The sequence below is a fragment of the Flavobacterium pectinovorum genome (assembly GCF_900142715.1).
Taxonomy (GTDB): domain Bacteria; phylum Bacteroidota; class Bacteroidia; order Flavobacteriales; family Flavobacteriaceae; genus Flavobacterium; species Flavobacterium pectinovorum.
Genome location: NZ_FRBX01000004.1, coordinates 475,297 through 493,055, shown reverse-complemented (window position 1 = coordinate 493,055; position 17,759 = coordinate 475,297). Strand labels below are relative to the sequence as shown.

The following is a 17,759-nucleotide window of genomic DNA, read 5'->3' as shown; positions in this document are numbered from 1 at the left end:
CTATAGTTTTTGACGTGAATAATTTGAAATAAGATCTGCTATCTGCGGCTGTAAGTCAAAGTTGTCTCTGTACATAACGAGCAGTACAAATAAATGTTTAGGCTCTACATCGATGATAGAAAGATTCTCTTCATCTATGTCAAGTTTGCTGTGCGTTAATTCAAGAGTAATCGGAGCATAAACAATTATCGAATATCCTGGATTGTCATCGATCAGATATTTTATCTTGATTTTTTCGTTTTCAAAATCTTCTAAATAAGTATTAAAAATGAAGTAGTGTACTTTCTCGTTGTCAATATCAATGAAAGTTCTTTCCTGCTTGTTAAGACCATCAGAATTCTGTCCTAATGATTCAATGTAATATTCTAGCGGATCAAAGAACTTTCTGTGCATATTTTTAAAGGCCTCATCATTGTCAAGCTTAGTTGATGTTGAGGTAAATAAATCCGTAAGCTCAACATCTGCCAACATTTTGTCTAATGACTCCGTGGATTCTTGTGCATAAAGTAATTTTGATATTTCTTGTATGGCACTACGGTTATTTGTTGCATCTCTCTTTGAAAGTCCAGTATAAATATCGTTGATGTCTTTTTTGGTATCAAATAGTTCATTAAGATATCCAATCAAATTCTGAATGTCGTCTTTCGATTTTAAAGGCTCAATATGTGCAATATCTCCCTTAATTCTTGTATACAATGCATTGTTAGCGTTGCTTATCTCAGAAGATCCAATACTATCTGTAAAACTAACAATTAGGTAATGACCGTTAATCTGATTAAAAAGATCAACCAACTCGCGATAAGAGGTTAGGAAATGGTTGAAACGAATTTTTGATTTTTCTCTTATTTTCTCAATCTCGTCAATCGCAAAAATTATAAACTTTTTATCTTGTGAAAGAATATTCAGAAACAATACTAGTATTTCTCTCCTATTAAAATCTCTCAACTGCTCTATTTTTAATTTGTCGAAATATCTTTTATTGCTTAGTCTTCCAGTACCTAAATACAAAATTTCCGTTATAATTTGATCGTCTATATCTTTTACAAACAGCTTATTAGTATATTCTTCAATTTCCCTGAAGTTACTATCAAAGTTATTGGCAAGGCCTGGAATTACTTCAGGTGTTTCACGCAATATTTTTACTATTCTTATAAGTTCATGCAGATACTTGTCTTGAATGATTTTTAGCAAGAAAATTACGAGATCAGTTCTCTCAACATCAGCCCTAGAATACTGCACAGAAATCCCTAAATCATTATGAGTTTTAAAAAATAGCTCCAGATATTTTAGCAAATTTGTTTTGCCATTACCATACTCGGCAATAATCAAATTAGTTATCATTCGGGATTGGTCGATCTGTTCAACACGTTGTTTGATCGTAGCTTTTAGTTTGTCTTGTCCAACTATATAAAATGGAAGTTCAGGAACCTTACCTTCAGCAATATCTTTTTTAAATGTACTCATTCTGTCTGATGGTAGAGAGAGTTTCTCCCAAAGTGTTTTGATTTCCATACTATTTTATTTTTATTTTAATGACTGGTCTGTTTCTAATATAAAACCGTTCCCGTCTGTCGATTGAATTTACAGTATTATTAAAAAAAATACTGAGATTATTTTTTTCAAGCTCATAAAATTCGGCTAAAAAAACTTGAAAGTTCTGCGATGATATTCGCATCTGTTGCTTGATATCATACAAATTAATATACCCCAAATCACTAATATTTTGCTTGAGACAATTTTTGTAACTTTTTACAAAGATAGCTTTTCGGGTATGGTAAGATATTTTACTCTTAAAATTTTCCTTTTCAAATTTTAAAAACAAGCCACTTAGATTCAAAAATGATTCTCGAAACTTTTCATTATCATTAATAATGTCAATGTATTTTTTACGAATATTTCCTTGGCTATTCAATACTCCAATAATTTCTGCCCAATATGTTCTGACAATGTTATAATTAGATAAGCTTGCAGATGTGAATTTGAAATGACTAATTTTTAGAAATTTATCTATAAAATCTAATTGCTCATCAATAGTCCCTTTTAAAGAATATTTCTTTTCCAATTTATTAAACAGACAGAGAGTTAAAAATAAATGAAAATCTGCCTCCAAAATTCTCACAAAAAAAAATTCTTTTTCAACTGTCGAAAGCTTATAAAAATTGGACCTTATTGCGATCAAAGAATTCCCCGTATAAGTCAACTTATTCTTATCATCAACTAATCCAAATTTATCCTTGGCAAGGTTAACAAAATATGAGGCTGCTTTATAAGTAGAATAAATTTGTCTTTCCAGTGCTGTATTACGTGATTTTATTATACCTGGTATTTCCTCTATGAATTTTGTTTTGCTTTTTGTTTTTAAATATTCATATATGTTATATACTGCAGAATCGCTCGGAAGACCATTAAATTCTGTTGGAGTTTCTCTTTGATATTCTTTGTAAAGTATATTTATTAGATAGTAATAAAATTCTAAATTTAATTGTGAACTTTGGATGTTGGTTTTTGATGACGCAATAAAGTCGCATACCCATTTAGTTGTTTTCAACTGCTGGCTGAAAGGGCGATGCAAACTTGCGATAAAAATAACCTTATCCATTTAAATTTTTAAATAACAAACATAGCATTTTTTTAAGTTTTTACGTCTAAAATATCTAGATAATTCTCATTATACTAAATGCTTAGACTGTATAGCGTTAACGATTATTTTATTCTGAAAAATATTTTAATTTAATTTAATTTTCGAGATATCGTGCTATCAAACATTTGCGTTGCGATTACTAACAATAACTTTTTACTTTATCGGTTCGTATTCCATGCAAGAAATAATAAATTTTCATTGAAAATAACTCTACCACTTGAGTTTAAAATTCTTTAATCATCTTATGCCTTGGAAGATTAATTTCATGCTCCTGTGGATATGGTTGCCTATGAGTCATACTAACATCTTCCTTAATCTGCTCGTGTACCTTAAACTGCCTCTCATCTGCATTGGAATAACGCGGATCAGATATAAATGGCATTTTAGCCATTTTCGAAATTGTTATTGTAGGAAAATGATAATCAACCTCAACGGTTCCCAAAAGCAGATAACAGCCCCCACCTTGAAATGGATATTCTTTTAGGCTTCCGGTAAAATGCGCTGTGTCGAACAATTCGCCTTCTGCATCTATCCACGTTCCGAAGTACATGGCTCCCATTTTTGTTGGAACATGCTTACGGGAAATCAGGTAGGCTAACATGCGAACTTGCTTCTTATGATGCTGTAATAAATCTTTTGCTAATACATCACCCCTGAACTTTGTCTGTAGCAGGTCAAATGGTGAACATGAAACTGGAAAACTCAACAGCTCAATTTCATCAAAGGCATCTTCGAATTCTGAGCGTTCGAGTTTAGGAAGGCTATATTCTTTAACAGGTTCCTGTATTAGCATAAGATTTCTGTTCTCCGGTTTAAAATTTACCAGTATCAAACGAGCGATTACAAGCAGTTGATTTTTGGTTTTTCCCGTAAATCGAAATGCGCCGATAAAAATTAGGATTTGAATGCTTTCAATCCCTATTTGGATCCTATTTATGAAATTTTCTAATGAGAGGTACTCTCCATTTACCTCACGTTCGGATACTATTTGCTGAGCGATTTTAGTTTCAAGTCCTTCAAGATGCATCAGCCCCAGGTAAATATCAATACCATATAAGGAGGTCTCATATTCACTTTTATTTACGCAAGGATTGTTAATGGTTGCACCAGACATTCTTGCTTCATGTACATATACTTCAGTCCTGTAAAAACCTCCTTGGTTATTGATTACGGCGACCATAAACTCTACTGGATAATGCACCTTAAGATACAGACTCTGGTAACTCTCCACCGCATAAGATGCCGAGTGAGCTTTGCAAAAAGAGTATCCGGCAAATGATTCGATCTGACGGTAAATTTCCTGGCTAAGTTCTAACGGATGTCCTTGCTTTAAGCAACATTCAAAAAAATGATCCTTGACTTTTTGGAGAGCAGCCTTTGACCTGCCTTTACCACTCATGGCTCTTCTTAGTATATCCCCATCGGCAGCAGGAAGCCCGCCGTAGTGCAATGCGATTTTTATAACATCTTCCTGATATACCATTATACCGTAGGTTTCACCAAGTTGCTGCTCAAATACTTCATGGAAGTACTCAAATTGGTTAGGATTGTTATGTCTGAAAATGTATTCTTTCATCATCCCGCTTTGGGCAACTCCTGGACGGATAATAGATGATGCTGCCACCAAAGTTTTATAGTTATTACAGTTTAGTCTTCTAAGCAGTCCACGCATTGCAGGGCTTTCGATATAAAAACAGCCAATAGTTTTTCCACGGCCCAAAAATTCATTAGCCGTTGATTCATCTTTGGAGAGCGAAGTATCTCTGATATTGACATTGATGCCACGGTTTTTTTGTATTAGCTTTACACTATCGTCAATGTGACCTATACCTCGCTGGCTTAATATATCAAACTTTTCAAAACCTATTTCTTCGGCTGTATGCATATCGAACAAAACAATTGGAAATCCTTTCGGAGGCATTTCCAGAACGGTAAAATTCGTGATAGGCTCCTCAGAAATCAATATCCCACAAGAATGCATGCTTCTTTGGTTGGGGTATTTTTCAAGCATCATCCCGTAGTCTTGCACCATCCTTACTACTTTATTCGTATCATGAAGCTCCATGGGGTTTTTAGCCAAGGCATCAAGTTCTTCTTTCGGCAGACCGAAAACTTTGCCAACTTCCCGAAATATTGACTTATATTTAAATTCAACATTGGTGCCGCAAAAAGCTACATGATCGGCTCCATAGCGTTTAAAAATATATTCCAGTATTATATCACGCTCTTTCCAAGACCAGTCAATATCAAAATCTGGGGGACTCTTGCGGTTTACATTTAGGAACCGTTCAAAGTATAAGTCAAGTTCAATAGGACAGATATCGGTAATACCTAGACAGTAAGCGATTATACTGTTCGCTCCACTGCCGCGTCCTATGTGCAAAAAACCCATGCTGCTGCTATAACGAATAATATCCCAAGTTATAAGAAAGTAACCGCCGAACTCCAGTTCTTCTATTACCTTTAGTTCTTTATTGACACGTTCAACAGCAACTGCATTATCCGCGCCATACTTTTTTACCATCCCCTGCAAAGCGATCTGCCTCAGCAGCTGCATATCTTCATTGCGGCTTTTTGTATAGTATTTTTTGTTGCGTGGCAATCCAAATTCATATTCAAAATTGCATTGTTCAATAATCTTTTGAGTATTTTGAATGATAGAAGGATACTGTGTATACTTTTCCAATAGTTGCGAAAGCGGCATCATTGTCTCTAAGTTAGTGCAGTAATCCTTTGTAGATAATTTAGAACCTAAAATATTGAGGTCGATTGCCCGTAATATTTTATGCAAATTGTATTCTTTCTTACTTTTAAAAGTAACGGGGTGCAATAGCATCATTTTATCAAGCTTGGTTTTCCACTTCTCTTGGAACAGCAGTAAAAGCTCATCAACCTTTATTCCGATGTATTCATGTTCATTTAAAATTTGGGGTGCATTATTAAGCGAGTATATAACTATAACATTTTCAAAAGCGGGAGCTATTTCCGGCAAGGGCAAATTCTCAAAATTATGCTGCGTTAAAAACCGATTCATTTCGCCCAATCCCTCACGATTCATGGCAAGACCTATATATCGCAATGCATGCTCGAAACGAAATTCTATACCAACCAAAGGTTTTATTTCTGCAGCCTTACATAATTTGATAAAATCATAGACTCCAGTTACCGTATTGATGTCGGTTAGCGCCATTGCTTTTACATCGCAATTCGATGCCTGACATACCAATTCCTCAACAGGGATTGTGCCATAGCGAAGGCTGTGGAAAGAATGACAGTTAAGATACATAGCTTACTTTTTTCTCTTTAATATTTCGGCTTTATTATTAGGCTTTAGAATAGCACCGCCTCCACGCATAACAGCATCAAAACCATAGCGGGTCTTCATCCTGTCCATAGCCTGGTAAAGCGAAAGCATTTCTTCGGTGTCCTCAAACATATTGATCTGGTAGGTACCTCTTACAAGACCGCTGAAGCGGATGCCAATAAGACGAAGACGCATCCTGCGCTGGTATAGCTTATCAAACAGATTCACTACACACTTAATCAGTATATGGTCAGCAGAAGTATATTGAACCTTACATTGTTTGGTTTCAGTATCGAAATTTGCATATCGTATTTTAATGGTTACTGTTGAGGTAAGCCATTCTTCAGAGCGAAGCTGAAAAGCCAGCTTCTCTACCATACCCTGAAGTATGCTTTTCATCATATTGACATCAATTGTATCCTGCAAAAAAGTATCTTCGGTAGAAATAGATTTGCGTTCTGTATAAGGTTCTACAGGATTGTTGTCTATACCATTTGCTTTTTTCCATAATTCGATTCCGTTTTTGCCTATCATCTGCTGCAATACTTCCGCAGGCATTTCAGAAAGTGTTTGGATATTTCTCACGCCAATGCGTGATAGCAGTTGGAAAGTAGCATCGCCTACCATTGGTATTTTTCTTATGGAGAGCGGATTCAGGAATGGTTTCACCATCTCTTCTGATATTTCAAGATTGCCTTTAGGCTTTCCCTCACCAGTGGCAATTTTAGATACAGTCTTGTTGACAGACAAGGCAAAACTTATGGGCAGACCTGTTTCTTTTGTAACTGATTGTGCTAGTTCGTTGGTCCATGTGTATGAGCCGTAAAACTTATCCATACCCGTTATATCAAGATAGAATTCATCGATACTAGCTTTTTCCATAACTGGAGCTTTTTCCTCAATAACTTCCGTAACCGTGTGTGACAGCCTGGAGTAGAGCTCCATATCTCCCTTCATCACTTTTGCCTGAGGACATAGTCGGAGAGCCATTTTTATAGGCATTGCAGAGCGCACCCCAAAAGTGCGCGCTTCATAAGAACAGGAGGCCACAACACCTCTTTCACCACCACCAATAATCAGCGGAATACCATTCAATCTCGAATCGGTCAGCCTCTCGCAGGACACAAAAAATGTATCCAAGTCCATATGTACAATTGCCCTTCCCATAATTTTCATTTTTGTACCATACAAAATTAGTACAGATTGTAACAAATAAATTATATTTGCTGATACAATTTGTAACAAAAACAACATGTCTTTATTTTCAGACAACATCAGAAGCCTAAGGCTAAAAAAGAAAATTTCGCAGGAAAAGGTTGCTGAAAGCCTTCTAATCACGCGTGGACGGTATGCAAAGTATGAAGACGGGACCTCTGAAGCACCCTATGAAATATTGAAAAGAATATCAAAATATTACGAGGTTAGTATTGATATTCTGTTATGCGTCGATATAAGAAAAATAAAAATAGACGAATTGGTTACGCTTGAAAACAATAAGCTGTTACTACCGGTCATAGTGAGTGATAATGGTGAAAATTTCATAGAAATTGTTACGCAAAAAGCCAAAGCAGGATATATGAATGGATATTCAGATCCGGAATATATCGAGAGCCTACCTCGAATCTCATTGCCATTTTTAGGGCCAGGACTTCATCGGGGATTTACAGTTGATGGAGATTCAATGCCCCCACACGAAGATGGTGATGTGATAGTAGGGAAATATATTGAGCGACTTGGTGAAGTGGTAGATGGAAGGACATATATAATTATGACTAAAAATGATGGCATCGTCTACAAGCGACTGAATAAAAATAAAAGAAATTTGCTGGTGGTCGAATCAGACGAATCTTTTTATATACCTTATGAAGTCAAGGCATCTGAAATTGACCAGATCTGGGAGTACAAATGTAATGTTGGAAAAAATGATAAGAAACGTGTTAGTAACATTCCAATTAGTATTGAGGAAATGTTTATGGAATTGAAAAAAGACATTCGAAGGTTAGAGCTACAGAAGTAAATCAATAACACTTTAATTGGTAAGGCTGGCATATGTCAGCTTTTTTTATGCTTTAGCATTTGGAATAAAAATGGATCGTTTTTTATACATTTTGGCTCGTTTTTGATAACAATGCTTAGAGATAATCAAAATAACTTAGCATTTGCAAAATACTATTATTTAAATGGTATTTGGGTTCTGACTTCAGGACGATGATGATGTCCGGTATAAATAACCGTTTGATAAAGGAAATTATCCATTAACTTAAATGGAAGAATATGAAGTTATCTGCTGCTCACAAAATAATTATAGTTGAAATAATCAGCTGTCTATATATACTGCTATTTGTATATGCGGCGGTAAACAAATTTATAGATTTTGAAGGCTTTCAGGTCCAATTGGCACAATCACCTCTCTTAAGTTCTTTCGCCGGCCCTATATCATGGCTGATACCTGTTTCTGAGGTGATTATCGCCGGTCTGCTTTTCAGTCAGAAAACAAGACTCACAGGGCTTTATCTGTCATTTTGCCTCATGGTTATGTTTAGCATTTATATAGTCATTATCTTAAATTTCAGTCCGTTTGTACCCTGCTCGTGCGGTGGAATTCTTGAAAAACTTGGATGGAAAGAACATTTGTTATTCAACATTGCATTTTGTTTGATTGCTATTCCAGGGATACTCTATCAAAGTATGTTGAATCCTAAGCAGAGTACCAATGTTCCTAGTATAAAGATGGCTGTACTAACAGTTGCAGGAACCGCAACCATGTGCACTTTATTTCTGATTTCGGAAGATATGATTCATCACCGAAACAATTTTACGCGACGATTCTACGGAACTCCAGCAGAGTTTGTCAAAGACTTTGAACTGGAATCAAAGTCTTATATTGCCGGAGTGGGTAATGGCAAAGTCTATATCTGTGATAATCGTGATCCGCTGAAAGTATTTGAGTTTGACCAGGACTTAAAAACTGTCATAACGAGAACCATAACTACAAATGAGCCCAACAGACGTTTCAAAAGTTTAAGGGTGGCTGTAAACCCACCGTACTTTTATGTCTATGATGGACACGAAGCCTTCACTTTTAGCGGGAATATTGCGGATTGGAAGGCCGAAATATGGATCGATAAATTAGCTTATTATAATTTTTTTGTACCAATAGACTCTAGTCACGCGGCTATCCGAGCAATCAGCGCAGATGAAAATGAAAGCATAATTGGAATAATGCAGCGAACAAAAGGAGGTAACAGCCTTAATTTGAACAAAAAACTTCTAGATAAGCAGATTGACGGTTTTTTTGATACAGATGGAAAACTGCTGTTTAACAAAAAATACCAAAAGCTCATCTACGTTTATTACTATCGAAACGAATACCTGATAACCAATACTTCCTTATCGGAAAAAAACACAGGACATACAATCGATACAACTTCGAAGGCTAAAATAAAAGTTGCATATGTGAAGCGTCTCAAGGCAAGAAAAATTGCATCGCCGATGAGAATTGTAAACAAAGTTTCAGCTACCAATGGAGATTTTCTTTACATCAATTCAAATTTAATTGGGCAATTCGAAGAAAAATCCATGTGGGAAGAAGCTTCGATTGTTGATGTCTATAATATTCTTGATAAATCCTACATGTTTAGTTTTTATTTATATGATAAAAAAGGCATAAAAGTAGATGAATTTGTTTTAGGCAATGATAAAATTTACACGTTAGCAGGACGAATTTTAACCGTGTATGATTTTGACGCTACACCTTATAAGAAGAAGAAATAACAATATACAGCGCAGTATCAGGGAACGGTCGAAAACCTGTAAAAGAGTAGATCATCATTTTTAAATTACATTATTATGAAAACTAGAATTTTTAAAACTATTTTTCCAGTTATGGCATTTATGACTGCCATATTCAGTGCATTTGCATTTAGCAGTGTGTCTGCAACTGAGGCTGATTCCTTGGCTCCAGTAATGGGGCATTACAAGGTAAACGGAATCTGTACGCCAAAAATTGAGTGTCAGGATGATACCGAGACTACGGCTTGTCAATTTGAAGGACAAAATGTCTACAGAAAATTGTCAAATACAAGCTGCAGTTCTGCCCTTTGGAGAAAACCTTAATTAGGTAAGAAAAGTAATGCAGAGTCACATGATTCTGCATTGCTTTCAAATTTAGTTTCGTTTGTTTTTCAGATACTTATCAAACCAACCTTTTACACGCATCGTTAGATCAAGTTGTGCACGAGGATCAGTCAAAATGTGACCCTGATCTGGATAAAGTAAAAACAGATTTGGCTTATGTAATGAACGTAAAGCAAGATGCAATTCGAGTCCCTGCTCAAAATTGACTGCACTATCGTTTTTGCCGTTCCAGCTTAGTAACGGTGTTGTAATATTTGTCGCATGAGCGATTGTTGAATTTTTAATATAGCCTTCCCAATTATTTAAAGGCGAACTTTCCATACGATATTGATGGTCTTCAAACCGCCAATTTTCGGAACGGTATCTTTCAAAATTTTTTGTTAGGTAAGAGCTTACCGGATCCGTTATTGCACCGCTTGCGACCGCAGCAGCAAAAATAGGGGTTTGTGTAATGATAAATGCTGACTGAAATCCTCCATATGAATGCCCCAATAATCCTATATGATTTTCCTCAATAATATTTCCCCTTAATACACTTTTTACCGCTGAGGTCACGCAATCAACTGCAGATGGTCCGGGACTTCCGATTTCATACTTTATATCAGGCATTAGTACAAAATAGCCATCATGAAGATAAGTTGGTGGTGAAAACCCAATGGGATTACTTACTACAGGGTTAATATAATCATACACTGTCTGTGATAATCTTTCATAAATATATACTACCATTGGATATTTTTTGCCAGCCTGGTAATTTGAGGGATACATCAATACTCCCTGCAGAGCATCACCATGAGCATTATTATAAGTAATAAGTTCTGATCTTGACCACTTATAGTTGGTATAATGTTTATTGGATTGATAAATTATTCGGGGCTCTTTTCCTGTCTTATCCATTAGCATTAGCCGTGGCGGGCGGGAATCAGTTTCGTCGGAATAAATGTATTTGGAAGTATCTTTAGCCTTTGCAAACCTTTTTGTTCTGTACTTGCCATGGTAAAATTTATTCAGGCCTTCTGTTTCACTAAACCAATAAAATCCTGATGAGTAATCACTACCTCTAGCAGTAATCACGATTCCCTCCTGAATATTTATTGTTTCCCTAGATAATTGACCTACATCCTCATATTGCATATCGCTCCTTAGAATTTCAAGACGAAATTGCGTTTTGATACTTCGCCCATTTGTAATTTTTCTTGAAACTTTTCCATCAGGAGAAAAAAGCCAGATATCAAATTGGTCGTAAAGAATTACGTAGCGACTGTCGGAGGTCCACCCCGGGATTCTGTATCCGGGATTAATTCCTGCACGATCAAATTCAACATCGTTAAAATCAACAGACAATGCAGTTGTTATATTTAATACTTTACCGGTTTCGTTGTCAAATATATAATAGTGTCCATTTTTAAAATAAGCTATATACCTGCCAGATGGGCTCACCTTTATAGCACCTACTACGGTAGAACATTGACGTGCAATCAAAGTATTCTTTCCATTTCTCAGGTCTATGCTGTAATAATCAGTGGGTGCAAACTCAGATGTTCTGGATACAATTGATGACTTAGATGCTGAAACTGCATATGTACCGTAAGGCAAAACTTTTGTATTGATGAAATCCCCATCGTCAAGTTTTTGCAATTTACCCGTCTCAACGTTCCAAATCGTAAGATAGGGATGGGTTTCAGTATCCTTTAAAAGTTCCTCTTCAGGGTATTCATGCAGCGTCGATGAATCCCACACTTCGACTACTTTTCCTTCATCCTTTTTCTCTTTGATATCTGTAAGCAATAAATATACCTGCTTGTTGTTTTCTGATACAACCATTTTGTACGGTTCTATGTTAAATGGTGTGCCATTAAATCGTACATCACGGCTTTTAAGAAAAGTTGTTTTCCCATTTAAGCAATTATGATGAACAATTTTTATACTGTCAGAAGCCGTTACAGATTGACTAAAAACGGCAAAACTATTTTCATTCAGGCTCCATGTTGGTCTGCTGAATTTAGACTGTTTGTCAAAAATAATTTCTACTGGAGGCATTTTTGCGAACAGATTCACAAGTGAAACACCGTTTTCAGTAATTATTGCCAGCCTTTGGCTATTTGCAAGGTTATAATCAACTACATTATTAATCTGCCACTGCAACTTATTTTTGCTGTCAAACAATTGAAGGTTTTTCTCCTTCAGCTGATTTTCGGTCAGCACCAGATAGCCACCTGAAATAAAATCAAACCGATCAACATCGAAATAAGATAGCGACTTATTGGTTTTAAATTCAAGAAGCGATGTTTTGCCGGCCGGATATTTAATGGTGTAGCTTTTAGAATCAGGACTGAATGTGAGTGAAACTGCACCTGGATAATTTTCTTTTTTATTAGTCATCGCATTGATTACAAAAAGTGTATCTTTTGCGGATTCATATTTCATTTTGCACGATACCCATTTGCCATCCGGAGATATTTTTTCTTCTGAAAGCGTGCCCCATTTTTCAAAATCGCTGGGTGTTAGTTTAAGTCTGCCTGACTGCGCGTAGGTTGCCATGGTGAAGAACGCCGCCACAATTGTATATATATATGGTACTTTCATTTTAATATCCCGGGTTTTGTGGCAATAGATTGTCGTTTAGCAATAATTCAGATTCAGGTATTGGGAAGAGAATGTCCGTATCCTGCCAACCCGGTTTTATCATGCTTAAAGTATTTGCTGCATTTCCGGTGCGTTTGAGGTCAAACCAGCGGTGGCTCTGTTCGGTAAAAAACTCCAGCCGTCTTTCCTGTAAAATGGCGGTTCTTAAATCCGCTGTTGATGCTGCTGAGGTATTGGCTAAGCCTGCACGGTTTCGGGTAACATTTAAATCCTGCATTGCCCCTGATATATCCCCGCTTATTGCACGTGCTTCTGCACGGATGAGATATTGTTCTTCTAACCGCAGGATAATTGTGTATTCCTGAGAAGGCTGTGTTGATGTTGTCTCTTTATATTTGTATGGCCTATACCAAATGTTAGGGCCATTCACAACGGTCTTTATCCATTGTGATTTTCTAAGATCACCCGCCTCAAATGAATTATACAGGCTAGAAGACAAGGCAGGTTTTGAAGGTGGCCCACTTGTAAAATTATAAGTGACAGCATCATTTGTATTATGCCCTGCGATTCCTGGATGGAATGACCAAATAGTAGACTGGTTCCCCGCTAAAAAAACCGTGGAAGGATTTGCTTCTACAACATATACATGATTATTTATAACTATCGAAGCGTATGCTTCTGCCTGCTGGTAATTTCCTGTGTATAGACAGGCACGAGCCAGCATCGCCTGAGCTGTACTTTTATTTGCCCTTATACGTTCTTCGGTTGGATAGGTTTCGGGTAAAAGTTCTTCCGCCGCTCTAAGATCGCTAATTATATTCTGCCACACCTGCACAGCAGGTGTTTTGGGAATTACAGCATTTATTTGGTAGTCAGTAGAAGTCACATAGGGAATATCTCCAAAAATATTTACGAGATAAAAATAATTAAAGGCACGCAAAAATATTAACTCACCAAGCAATCTATTTCTATCTTCTCCAGTTATAGCTGTTGAAGCCTCTATGCCTTCAATAACGGCATTAATTGCATAAATTTCACTGTAGGGAACACTCCACAATGTTAAAAGAGTTGAGTTTGACGGTAATATTGTATGCTTACCAAACTGTTCAAAGACTGTGTTGGTACCATAAAAGTCCATATCATCCGAATAATTTGCCATCATTGACGTTCCGCCTACCAATGTACCTGAAGCAACACCACCTTCCCTGAGCCTTGCATAGATATCGGCCAACGCTGCTTTAGCAGTAGCCGCATCCTGATAGACCGCCGAACCCGTTAGTTCTGACTTTGGCATATCAACATCTGTAAAACTGTCGCAGGAGAAAATTAGCAGCAAAATAAGTGCAGATACGATGCTTTGAAAGCCCAGATCGAAAGTTCTTTGTTTAGTAGAATTATATTGAGTTTTCATGTCGAAGATTTTAAGTTAAAAAGTTAATTGGACGCCCAATGTAAATTGCTTTAAAGGAGGAATGTAATTGGCAGATTGGTTTTCGGGATCTGCTCCTTTGTATTTTGTGAATGTCAGCAGGTTTTGTCCCTGTACATATATTTTAGTGCTAACGTTTTTTGACCATAGCAACGGGATTGTATAAGACAAACTCAGACTTTTTAACCGTATGAAAGATGCATCCTGAATCATAGCGTCGCTGAGGGTATAATTGTCGTTGGCACTAAGCGCATCTGCATTTACACCAGTGGTATAAAGCTGATTTGCAGCATTCGTACCATCCTGCGGAAAATGATTCATAGCCTGTACCGGCTGATTTGAGAATGATCCAGCTACTGGAAAAAGTGATGCTGTGCCGGCACCTTTTTGTTTGACAAATTGAAATAAGAAATCAAGGGTTAGGTTTTTATAGGAAAGCTGATTGGTAATACCGCCGTAATATTTAGGCGAAAAATCTATAAAGGATTTCAGATCGCCAGCTGCTGTAATTTTACCGTCGCTATTCACATCCTCAACAGTGTACAAACCAGTGGCAGGATCAAGGCCAGTATAATGATAAAGTTTTCGGATGTATATGGATTGGCCAATTATAAATTTGTTTTTATAGGTCGACGCGTCAAGATCGGGAAACGCTAAAAGTTTGTTTTTTGGCAGCGTAAAATTTAAAGAGGTTGTCCATGTAAAATTTTCTGACTTCAAATTAACTGAACGCAAATCCAGCTCCAAGCCTGTGTTCTGAACTGTGGCATCAAGATTAGACTGTAATGACGGAAAGCCCGTTGTAGCTGGCAGGGGAATACCTACCAACTGATTGGATGACCGGTTTTGAAAGTAAGCCGCCGTGATGAAAATCTGGTCTTTTAAAAAACCCAGTTCTATTGCCGCTTCCAATTTTTTATTGGTTTCCCATCCGAAATCAGGGTTAAAAAGCCTGGTTGGCTGAATACCGACGACACCATCATATAGATTTGGTGTTACCTGATACGTATCTAAATACTGATAATCTCCAATCTGGTCATTTCCGGTTATCCCATAGCTTGCGCGCAGTTTTCCAAAACTCAAAATAGAATTGTCCTTACTTAACAATGATTCATTTGAAAATATCCAGGCTGCGCCAAGAGCACCGAAATTAGCAAAACGATTTCCAGGACCGAAGCGGCTTGAGCCATCACGGCGGCCGGTAATGTTTAATATATACCTATCCTTTAAGGAAAGATTTATACGTCCAAAAACTGCATTGTATTTATATTCAGACTGGCTGTCATTTAAGACTGTTATCGTGGTTGCCGCAGCGACACTATTCATTAGTGCATTACTCGCAAACCCATATGCATCGAGTGCAAAGGCCTTCTGTTTCTGCATTTGGAAAGTTGTCCCAGCAAGCACATTAATTTGAAAATTTTGCCATTTTTTCTGCCAATTCAGTTGAGGCTCGACTATCCATGAACGGCGTTTTCCGTCATTGACTACCATTTCAGATGCATCGCTTGTCAGGCCATAAAAAGGGTTATACATTGTATTTGGGAGCGAACGTTCTTCTGATAATTGGGCGTCACTGAAACCTAGACTAGTACGTACTTCAAAACCTGCAGGAAGTTTGTAGGATAGCAGAGCATTGGCAAGAAGTGTATTTGCAGAGTTAATGTATGTACCATTTAAGTAAGACAGTGGGTTTTCAAACGATCCATTCTCCCAGTTTAAATTGCCTGAAGGGTCGTATAGTGCCGGTGCGTTTGGTGCTAATGTATAAGCCAGACGGGTAAGGTCAGTACCGGGCAGCGTATTTTTATCACCCGTGTAATTGGCCGTAAAGGTCAAGCTGAATTTATCATCCTCAGACCGATGGGTTATGTTGGCCGAGACTGCACCACGATAAAAATGTGCATCACCGGGAAAAACAGTTGTTTCTTTACGGTATGTACCGCTCAACAAAAATTGTGTGCCGGCTGAGCCTCCTGAAACGGAAAACTGCGTGTTATAAATATTAGCTGTACCGCCAATTAATTCCTTTTGCCAGTCAGTGTATCTTGACTGGTCCCATGTACCGTTAATATCATAGGCATCATCCGGATAATCGCTGATGCCGTCGTTAGCAAATGCTTCTGAGCGTATAGCAAGGTATTGCTGCGTATTCAGCAAATCCATTTTTTTAGTAATCTTTCCAATTGTAGTATAGGTTTGCACATCGAACTTTGTCCTCCCGGATTTTCCTTTTTTTGTTGTAATGAGTACAACGCCATTTGCACCCCGTGATCCGTAAATTGCTGTGGCATCCGCATCTTTAAGTACTTCAATACTTTCTATGTCGGCCGGATTTATATTACTGATGGGATTGGACAATCCACCAAACTGCCCTGCTGATACATCGCTGTTTCCTAATGACTGTGAAGCATATGGTACTCCATTAACGATATATAGAGGGTCGTTACCATCACCGCGGAGTGAGTTGATACCCCGGATCTGAATACTGAAACCGCTGCCCGGTGTTCCTGCCGATTGACTAATATTGACTCCTGACATACGACCCTGCATTGAGGCCAAAGGATTTGTTACAGGTTGTTTTTCAATGTCCTTAGAAGTAATCCTCGCAATACTGCCAGTTCTGTCCTTATCCTTAACCGAATAATAACCAGCATTGATTGTCACTTCTTTAAGCGTTGTACTATCTTCTGACAATAGTACCTTTATTGAAGTCTCGCTTCCAACAATGATTTCCTGCGACGCATAGCTTAGAAATGAAAACACCAGTATGTCGTCAGAATTAGCCGCTATTGAAAAATTACCTTTTTCATCAGTAACTGTAGAAACATTAGTTGCTTTCACAATGACCGTTACTCCTGGAAGTGGTCCCGAGGCATCAGTAACAGTACCGGTAATCTGTTGTTGCATCTGCTCCAAACAGCTTCCAAACTTTAATTCGGATGCATTGATCTGATTGGATAGCAGTACGGCAAAAATAAAAATACAAAGACAGTGAGGCCTGCCCTTGTTAAATGAAAGATTTTTCATAAATTTAGAAAGGATTAAAATTGAACAATAGTTTGATTTTCTCTAGCCTTCTATACGAATATTCCACTACGAGTATTAGAAGGCTTTTCTTGTTAATTAATTCACCATAGGCATAACTTGGTTTTTTGGTTATTTCAATACGTTAATAGCTGTTATTGGATTTTAGGTCTGCGCTCCTGCAGATAATGTAAATGGCGAAGCTGATAGCATAAGCCTGACCCTTCCCCCGACTAATTCAGCGGGAATACCAGTACGGGCCAGGCATTATTAATAAAAGTAAAGACTACACCATAAGCAAACCAATTGAAGGTTAAACAATGACAGATGCAATCCTTAGATCGTGAAGTAGCTTTGAAAAGTTGAAGTATAGCCAAAAAAATAGGCGCGGAACTCAGCTTATTGTTTCAAAGGTACTTGGCATACCCACCCACAAATAAGTGAGCCCACGCCCGTAAGCGTGAGCAATCTACTTATCATCCTGTGGGTTTAAACTGCCAAGTTTTTTGAAACAGGATTCAAAGCGAAAGCTTCAAATATTTTTATATGAAGAATCGCAAATTTATTTTAAAAATCAAATATATACAACTTTTATTTAACTACAAAATTTCATTTAAAGATATTTTTTGTCGTTA

General features: G+C 37.3%; 10 protein-coding genes. 3 read left to right on the top strand and 7 right to left on the bottom strand.

Translation table 11 applies throughout. The annotated features are described in order from the left end of the window. The 4 genes from BUE22_RS15950 to dinB all read right to left on the bottom strand — a co-directional run bounded on the left by BUE22_RS15950 (position 1) and on the right by dinB (position 7,112). Entirely contained in the window at positions 1 to 1,512 is a 1,512-nt protein-coding gene (locus BUE22_RS15950) for a hypothetical protein (RefSeq protein WP_073396373.1), read from the bottom strand. A gap of 1 nt (position 1,513) precedes the next feature. Beyond that, on the bottom strand, positions 1,514 to 2,599 hold the full coding sequence (locus BUE22_RS15945; RefSeq protein WP_073396369.1) for a hypothetical protein: 1,086 nt from the start codon (positions 2,597 to 2,599) through the stop codon (positions 1,514 to 1,516). A gap of 265 nt (positions 2,600 to 2,864) precedes the next feature. Further along, a complete protein-coding gene (locus tag BUE22_RS15940; protein WP_073396366.1) occupies positions 2,865 to 5,927 on the bottom strand; it encodes a DNA polymerase III subunit alpha in 3,063 nt (1,020 codons plus the stop codon). Between the two features lie 3 nt (positions 5,928 to 5,930). Continuing rightward, complete coding sequence (gene dinB / locus BUE22_RS15935) at positions 5,931 to 7,112, bottom strand: DNA polymerase IV (protein WP_089075927.1); 1,182 nt, start codon at positions 7,110 to 7,112, stop codon at positions 5,931 to 5,933. Between the two features lie 85 nt (positions 7,113 to 7,197). Here dinB and BUE22_RS15930 point away from each other — a divergent pair, with 85 nt between their 5' ends. The 3 genes from BUE22_RS15930 to BUE22_RS15920 all read left to right on the top strand — a co-directional run bounded on the left by BUE22_RS15930 (position 7,198) and on the right by BUE22_RS15920 (position 10,061). Continuing rightward, positions 7,198 to 7,962, top strand: a complete 765-nt coding sequence (locus tag BUE22_RS15930) for an XRE family transcriptional regulator (RefSeq protein ID WP_073396363.1) — start codon at positions 7,198 to 7,200, stop codon at positions 7,960 to 7,962. Between the two features lie 257 nt (positions 7,963 to 8,219). Then, positions 8,220 to 9,719: a MauE/DoxX family redox-associated membrane protein gene (locus BUE22_RS15925; RefSeq protein ID WP_073396360.1), complete on the top strand. Its 1,500-nt coding sequence runs from the start codon at positions 8,220 to 8,222 to the stop codon at positions 9,717 to 9,719. Between the two features lie 75 nt (positions 9,720 to 9,794). Next, positions 9,795 to 10,061: a DUF6520 family protein gene (locus BUE22_RS15920; protein WP_073396358.1), complete on the top strand. Its 267-nt coding sequence runs from the start codon at positions 9,795 to 9,797 to the stop codon at positions 10,059 to 10,061. Between the two features lie 51 nt (positions 10,062 to 10,112). Here the strand turns inward: BUE22_RS15920 and BUE22_RS15915 are convergent, their stop codons facing one another. From BUE22_RS15915 to BUE22_RS15905, 3 genes are read right to left on the bottom strand one after another with little or no spacing between them, the layout of a single operon-like run. Next, entirely contained in the window at positions 10,113 to 12,668 is a 2,556-nt protein-coding gene (locus tag BUE22_RS15915; protein ID WP_073396356.1) for a S9 family peptidase, read from the bottom strand. 1 nt (position 12,669) lies between these two features. After that, a complete protein-coding gene (locus BUE22_RS15910) occupies positions 12,670 to 14,079 on the bottom strand; it encodes a RagB/SusD family nutrient uptake outer membrane protein (RefSeq protein ID WP_073396354.1) in 1,410 nt (469 codons plus the stop codon). Positions 14,080 to 14,094: 15 nt separating this feature from the next. Next, positions 14,095 to 17,127, bottom strand: coding sequence for a SusC/RagA family TonB-linked outer membrane protein (locus tag BUE22_RS15905; RefSeq protein ID WP_073396351.1), 3,033 nt, complete (start codon positions 17,125 to 17,127; stop codon positions 14,095 to 14,097). Positions 17,128 to 17,759: the final 632 nt, after the last annotated feature.